7 protein-coding genes are annotated in these 6579 nt (G+C 66.5%); 3 read left to right on the top strand and 4 right to left on the bottom strand.

Annotation, left to right across the window (positions count from 1 at the left end; genetic code table 11):
- Both EP26_RS29060 and EP26_RS29055 read left to right on the top strand, forming a co-directional pair.
- On the top strand, positions 1–348 hold a 348-nt coding region (locus EP26_RS29060), incomplete at its 5' end, for a transposase (RefSeq protein ID WP_043344578.1).
- A gap of 100 nt (positions 349–448) precedes the next feature.
- Complete coding sequence (locus tag EP26_RS29055) at positions 449–1798, top strand: IS701 family transposase (RefSeq protein WP_043344574.1); 1350 nt, start codon at positions 449–451, stop codon at positions 1796–1798.
- 25 nt (positions 1799–1823) lie between these two features.
- Here the strand turns inward: EP26_RS29055 and EP26_RS29050 are convergent, their stop codons facing one another.
- The 4 genes from EP26_RS29050 to EP26_RS29035 all read right to left on the bottom strand — a co-directional run bounded on the left by EP26_RS29050 (position 1824) and on the right by EP26_RS29035 (position 6239).
- The gene (locus tag EP26_RS29050) at positions 1824–2123 is read right to left on the bottom strand and encodes a hypothetical protein (RefSeq protein ID WP_157033909.1); all 300 of its coding nucleotides are present in this window, start codon (positions 2121–2123) and stop codon (positions 1824–1826) included.
- 385 nt (positions 2124–2508) lie between these two features.
- Positions 2509–4599, bottom strand: a complete 2091-nt coding sequence (locus tag EP26_RS29045) for a peptidase domain-containing ABC transporter (RefSeq protein ID WP_084113122.1) — start codon at positions 4597–4599, stop codon at positions 2509–2511.
- Positions 4596–5861, bottom strand: coding sequence for an HlyD family efflux transporter periplasmic adaptor subunit (locus tag EP26_RS29040; protein ID WP_043344570.1), 1266 nt, complete (start codon positions 5859–5861; stop codon positions 4596–4598). The genes EP26_RS29045 and EP26_RS29040 overlap by 4 nt, the downstream gene beginning before the upstream one ends.
- 144 nt (positions 5862–6005) lie before the next feature.
- Complete coding sequence (locus EP26_RS29035; protein ID WP_043344568.1) at positions 6006–6239, bottom strand: hypothetical protein; 234 nt, start codon at positions 6237–6239, stop codon at positions 6006–6008.
- A 132-nt stretch (positions 6240–6371) separates the two neighbouring features.
- Here EP26_RS29035 and EP26_RS29030 point away from each other — a divergent pair.
- Positions 6372–6579: transposase (locus EP26_RS29030; RefSeq protein ID WP_043344565.1), on the top strand; the 208-nt coding region annotated here is incomplete at its 3' end.

Raw genomic sequence — 6579 nt, 5'->3', positions numbered from 1 at the left:
CCCACCGTCAATGTCGAAGCCATGAACATCCACCTGGCGGAGATCAGCCTGGGCGTAAGCAAAGGAGCCCATGCTGTCCTCGTCCTCGACGGCGCGGGCTGGCACACCTCACCCAAGCTGCAACTGCCCGCAAACATCAGCCTGCTGCCGCTGCCTCGCTATGCGCCCGACCTGAACCCGGTCGAGAACCTGTGGGAGTTCCTGCGGGCCAACTTTCTCAGTCATCGCGTGTGGGAGAGCTACGACGCTATCGTGGACGCCTGCTGCTCAGCCTGGAACGCGCTGATGCGCAGACCAGAGCAGGTCACCTCCATCACCACCCGTGCCTGGGCTCAGGTCAAGCTCTAGGGCGGCTGGTATGAGCTCGACTTTGGCCAATTCCGAGGGCTGAGGTGGCGGAGCGGGTGAGCAGCTAAGCTGGTGGCGTCCCCGCCAAAGGACGGCCGCCATGCTGCGCCTGCCAGCCCGCTTCGCCGCGCTGATCCTATGCTTTGCGCCGCTCCTCCGACAACGGAGTTGGCGGCATGCCGAGGTGCTGCTGATCGGGGCCATCCTGGCACCGGGCCGGCGCACGGTGGCCAGTATACTTCGGATTACTGGGCTTAGCCGGGAGCGGCGGTTCGTCAACTACCATCGCGTCCTCAACCGCGCTGCCTGGAGCGGGCGATCTCCGGCCCGCGTACTGCTCGGGCTGCTGCTGGACGCCTTCCTGCCGGCGGGGCCGGTGTTGCTGGGGCTCGATGACACGATCGAACGCCGACGCGGTAAGCGCATCAGCGCCAAGGGGATATATCGGGACCCAGTCCGCTCCAGCCACGGCCATTTCGTCAAGGCGAGTGGCCTACGCTGGCTCAGCCTGATGCTGCTGGTGCCGATGTCCTGGGCCGGGCGGGTCTGGGCGCTGCCGTTCCTGACGACCCTCGCCCCCTCGGAGCGGTACTGCCGTGAGCGCGGGCAACGGCACAAGAAGCTGACCGACTGGGGCCGCCAGTTGGTCCTGCAGGCCCGTGGCTGGATGCTGGGCCGGCGTCTGGTCGTGGTGACCGGCAGCGGCTTCTCCGCGCTCGAGTTCCTGGCTGCCCTGCTGCGGCAGGAGGTCACCTGCGTCACCCGCCTGCGGCTCGATGCGGCCCTTTACCGGCCGGCTCCGCCGCGCCCATCTGGCACCATCGGGCGGCCGCGGACCAAGGGCGAGCGCCTGCCGACCCTGGCCGAGGTGTTAGCCGACAAGGCCACACGCTGGCAGCCCGTCACCGTACCCGGCTGGTACGGCGAGGGCGACCGCATGGTGGAGATCTGCTCGGACACCGCCGTCTGGCGCCACAGCGGCCTGCCGGTCGTGCCGATCCGCTGGGTGCTGCGCGATCCCTGCCAGCGCTTCGATCCGCAGGCGCTGCTCTGCACCGACCCCGCGCAGGAGCCGCTGCAGGTGATCCACTGGTTCGTCCAGCGCTGGCAGCTGGAAGTCACCTTCCGCGAGGTCCGCGATCACCTTGGCGTCGAGACCCAGCGTCAGTGGTCGGACAAGGCGATCGCCCGCACCACACCCTGCCTGCTCGGGCTGTTCTCGATCGTCACCCTGTTGGCGTCGCGCCTCGACTGCCGTGCTCGGGTCCAGATCTCGACCAGCGCCTGGTACCATAAGCAGCGGCCGACCTTCGCCGACAGCCTCGCCGCAGTACGACGGGCGATCTGGACCGAGCAGGGTTTCGCCGTGTCCCGGCAATCCATCGATGCCGCAAAACTCCCGCCAGCCCTCCGCGAGGGCATCGCCTATGCCCTTTGCCACGCCGCCTGAATGGCCAAAGTCGAGCTTAGCTCGGCTAGTCGTCTCCAACTGAGCTCGGCACCTGCACCCCCAGCCGAGCCGCTGCGGCCTCGAGCAGAGCCACATCCCCCTCCCGCCACTGCTTCCGGTTCAGCAGGGAAGCCGCCTCGGCTGGCGGCAGCCCGAGGGCGGCGCCGATCCCGGCGGGTGTGGTGACGCCTCGATCGTCCAACTCGCGGCCGATCGCCATCCGCAACCGGATGGTCGTCAGCTGATCGGCGGTTCGGCGCCGGCGCTCGTCGGGTGTGATCTTTGGCTTCGCGGGCGGCATCTGATCAGCGGGCGGCAGGTTCATGCCGCGAATGTCGGATGCCGCAGCCCTTAGCGCCAGCCCACCGCGAGCAATGGGGAGGGGCTGAAGCTGGCGCATCCTCAGCTGCGATAAGTCTCCCGAGGCGCAAGTGAGCGCGCGAATGGCATCTGGCTAACGCAGGCCTCACGGCAACGATCTTGCTCGGCCCAAAGGTGCTTCTCGTAACCGCTCGTCTGCCAGTTATGCTTGACCAGCGGACATTGCAAAGCAGCGTCGGACATTGTCGGCTTTGCGCCCAGTCCAGACATTTGCTTGGGAGACCCGACTCCCTGAAAGCGGACAGAGCGCACCCAGCTTTGCCTAATCGAGGACGGCAGGAATCGGCAGCTAGAAAGCTCTTCTCGTACGCACCTGGAATGCGGTGTACTCAACCTGGCGCAGCCGGCCCGATGCGTACCAGATCGGTACCCTCGGCCATCTCCGGCCGGTGGGCGATGCTGATGCGGGTGATGTTCAGGCGCCTTAGCGCCGCGTTGATCTCCCGTTCCCGCTCGATGTCCAGATGCGCCGTGCCCTCGTCCAGGAAGAGGATCTTCGGCCTGCGGTAGAGTGCCCGGGCCAACAGGACCCGCTGCTTCTGCCCACCCGAGAGCGAGCTGCCCATGTCGCCGATCAGGCTGTTATAGGCCATCGGCATGGCCATGATCTCGTCATGCACCGCAGCCATGCGGGCGCATTCCATCATCCAGTCCTGGTCGAAGGCCGGGTCGAAGAAGCAGATGTTGTCGGCGATGGAGCCCGAGAGAAGCTGATCCTCCTGCATCACGGCGCCGACCTGCTCGCGGTAGGCCCTGGCACCGAGGACGGGCAGCGGTACGCCGTCGATCAGCACTTCGCCACTGGTCGGCTCGAGCAGGCCCAGCATGATCTTCATCAGCGTCGTCTTGCCGCCGCCCGAGGCGCCCATGATGGTCACGAATTGACCCGGGGAGATGGTCAGGCTGACATTCTCCAGCACGAAGCGCTCGGTCTCGGCATAGCGGAAGGACAGGTTGCGGAGCTCGATGCCGCCGCGCATCTCCCGCTCATAGGCCAGCGGCCTGTCATGCCCCGCCTCGGGCTCGCTGAGGGCGATGTCGGACAGCCGTTCGAGATGCAGGCCAAGCAGGCGTAGTTCAATGCCCTTCTCCACCAGCAGGACGGTCTTCTCGATGAAGTGCCGCTTGTAGCTCATGAAGGCGAAGACCATCCCGACCGTCAGCGCGTTGTCCAGCGCGAGCCGGGCCGCGAGGTAGATGGTCACGACGTTCTCGATGCCGAAGACCAGGTCATTCAGCGTCTTGAAGGTGATCCTCGCCCGGCCCAGCCGGACATTGGCGTTGATCACCTCGGCATAGCGGTTGAGCCAGAGCCCCTCGCGTTCGCTTTCCTTGTTAAACAGCTTCAGGCTCTGCACCGCGCGAACGGTCTCGATGAAGTTCGAGCTCTCCTGCGCCCTGGCCTGGATGGCGGCCTCGCTGCGTTGCCGCAGCATATGGAACAAGCCGAGCCGCAGAAGGGCATAGGCGGCCAGCGCGGCCAGCACCACGGCCGCAAGCAGCGGGCTGTAGACGAAGATCATCACCAGCGTCGCCACGGCCATCATGCCATCGACGACCGCTGCGATCAGACCCTCCGCCAGCAGGTTCCGGATCGGCTCGATGGACGCGAAGCGTGAGAGGACATCGCCGACATGGCGCTTTTCGAACCAGGCGAGCGGCAGCCGCAGCAAGTGGTGGAAGAGCCGCGCTCCGATCTGGAAGTGCAGGAAATTTTGTACCACCAGAATGACCTGCGAGCGGAGGGCCGTGGTCGCCACGGTGAGGAGAGCCAGCAGCCCGAAGCCCAACGCCAGCACGAGGAGCAGGTCCGCATCGCCCCGGGCGATGACCTCGTCCACCGTGATCTGCATGTAGAAGGGACCGGCGATCACCAGCAGCTCAAGGATGGCCGAGAGCACAAAGACCTGCACCAGGGGGTGGGTGAGGCCGCGCGCCCCGCCCCAGAAGGCGGTGAAGGGCAGCTTGGCCCGCTCGTCCTGCGGCGCGAAGCCCTCGGCCGGCGAGATTTCCAGCGCAACGCCGGTGAGGTGCTTCGAGGCCTCGGCAAACGGGTAGCTCCGCTCGCCGGCGGCGGGGTCGTGCACCACGATGCCTCGGGCGGTGACCGCCTTCAGGACCACGAAGTGGTTCAGGTCCCAGTGCAGGATCGCAGGCAGGCGCAGCTGGCGCAGGTGGCCGAGTTCGAAGCGCAGCGGCCGGCAGGCGAGGTTCATCTGGTTCGCCACCTGGATGAGCCCGCGCAGCGTAACCCCCTTCAGCGACACTGGATGCCGACGCCGCAGGGTGGTCAGGTCGATGCGGTGGCCATGATAGGCGGTGACCATGGCCAGGCAGGCGAGGCCGCACTCCGCCGCCTCGGTCTGCCGGAGAAGGGGCAGGCGGCTCTGGCCGCCGAAATTGAGCAGGACCTCCCTCATGGCTGCATCGCCCGCGTCCCGGCACCCAGCAGCGGGTTCAGGATCCAGCTCATCAGGGCGCGGCTGTCGAGGATGATGTCCGCGTGCAGGAGCATGTCGGGCTGCAGCGACATTTTCTCGCCATAGGCGTCCACATCGGGCCGGTCGAGCGACACCGACACGCGATAGGCAGGCTGTTTGAGCTCAATCGGCCCCGCGGCATCGGCGGGGGTCAGGACGGTGCGCGAGACCTGCTCGATCCGGCCGCCATAGGTGCCGAAATTCTGGTAGGGGAAGGCCTCATAGAGCAACCGCACGCGCTGCCCCTTCCGGATGAAGCCGGCGGCGCGGGTCGGGACGAACAGCTCGGCCCGAAGAGTGCTGCCATTGGGCAGGATGCTAAGTTGCAGCTGGCGCGGGTCCGCCGGCCGGCCGACCATTGATTGTACCGCCGAGACGCGGCCGGCCACCGGCGCCCGGATGACATAGGCGCGGCGGCCGTTGATCTCCGCGATGCGCTGCTCCAGCATCGAGAGCTCCCCCTGCAGAGCTCGCATCCGGTCCGCCACCATCATCGGCAGTTGCTCAAGCGCGGAGCGTTGCTCGGTGAGCTGATTCCGGCGGGCTGCGGATTGCTGGCCGAGGGCGTCGAGGTTTTGCTTTTGCTCGAGCAGCGCGGCTTCGCGCCGGTGGTATTCGAGGTCGGACACATAGCCTCGCGGGTTCAGGTTCGCCGCAGCGGCGACGAGTCTCGCCGTCACTCGGATGCGCTCGCGCTGGGTGGCGATCTGGCCTTCGATATGGGCGGCCTCGGCCTCCAGGCCCTGGATGAGGGCGGAGATGCGATCGCGCTCGGACTGCGTACGGGTTGCCTCCGCTGCGACCTGCTGGGTGAGGAGGTCCCGTTGGCGCGCCAAAGCCTCGAGCATGGCAAGGTTCACGTCCTGGCCATCGGCCGCAACCTGGGCGGTCGTGACGTTCAGGAGCGGCTCGCCTTCCTGAACGTCCTGGCCTTCCTGGACGTGGACAGCGCTGACGATTCCTGGCTGAGGCGCGTAGATCCGTGCTGCGCCGCTAGTGGGCATGAGGAAACCGGGGACCGTTTCCTTCCGCGCATAGGGTGCCAGGAACAGGAAGACGGCGACGAGCACGACGCAGCAGGCCACGAACCATACGGCGATCTTGGTCGAGAGCGGCTGCAGCAGGGCGACCTCCCCCCAATGGCGGTGCTGCTGCTGGAAATCCAGCGCCTCCTGGCGGAACAGTGCTATCCGAGGCGGCATCTCAGCCCCTTAGCTCTGAACAGGCATGGATGGCTGGACCTAAAGTCCGTCTGATAAGGCCCAGGCTTGTGGTGTCGTGTGCAGGCTTCGGCGCCATCGGAATGGCCCCCTCCCAGCAGGGCTGCCTGGAGGGGGCCGGTCCGGCTACGGGCCGACGACGACCGGGCCGGAGAGAACCGCAACAGCAACGTTGTTGTTGTTGGCGATATTCTCGACATTCGCCGCAACCGCTGCTGCGACGCCCACGCCTGCATTCACCAGCCCGCCAGCGGCGGCTCCTCCGGCAGCGGCAAGCGCCTGCGGGTTCGCACCACCGGCAACGGCATCGAGTTCGGCGTCAGTCAGCTCAACGGGAGCGGCAATAATCATCTCGGCCATGTTGGAAGTCCTCCATTTTGCTTGTCCGGCGCAAGGCACCGGCGGGGTCTAAGTGTCCATCCGGGAACAAATCGAGGCATCTGAATCGGTTGTGATTGGCTCCGAGCGGCGGGTGCGGGGAGAAGGGCGTCCATGTGGACGCCCGAGAGCCGGCCAAAATACGACCGCAGCAAACTGCGCTACCCGAGCGATCTGACCGACGAGGAATGGTCGATCATCGGTCCGCTGATCCCACTGGCGAAGAGCGGCGGCAACAAACGGACGGTGGACATACGAGCGGTGCTGAACGGGGTGATGTACATCCTGTCCACCGGCTGCCAGTGGGCCGCGCTGCCGAAGG

It is taken from the genome of Belnapia moabensis DSM 16746 (genome assembly GCF_000745835.1).
In the GTDB taxonomy this organism is placed as follows: Bacteria; Pseudomonadota; Alphaproteobacteria; order Acetobacterales; family Acetobacteraceae; genus Belnapia; species Belnapia moabensis.
This window is presented reverse-complemented; position numbering and strand designations above follow the sequence as displayed.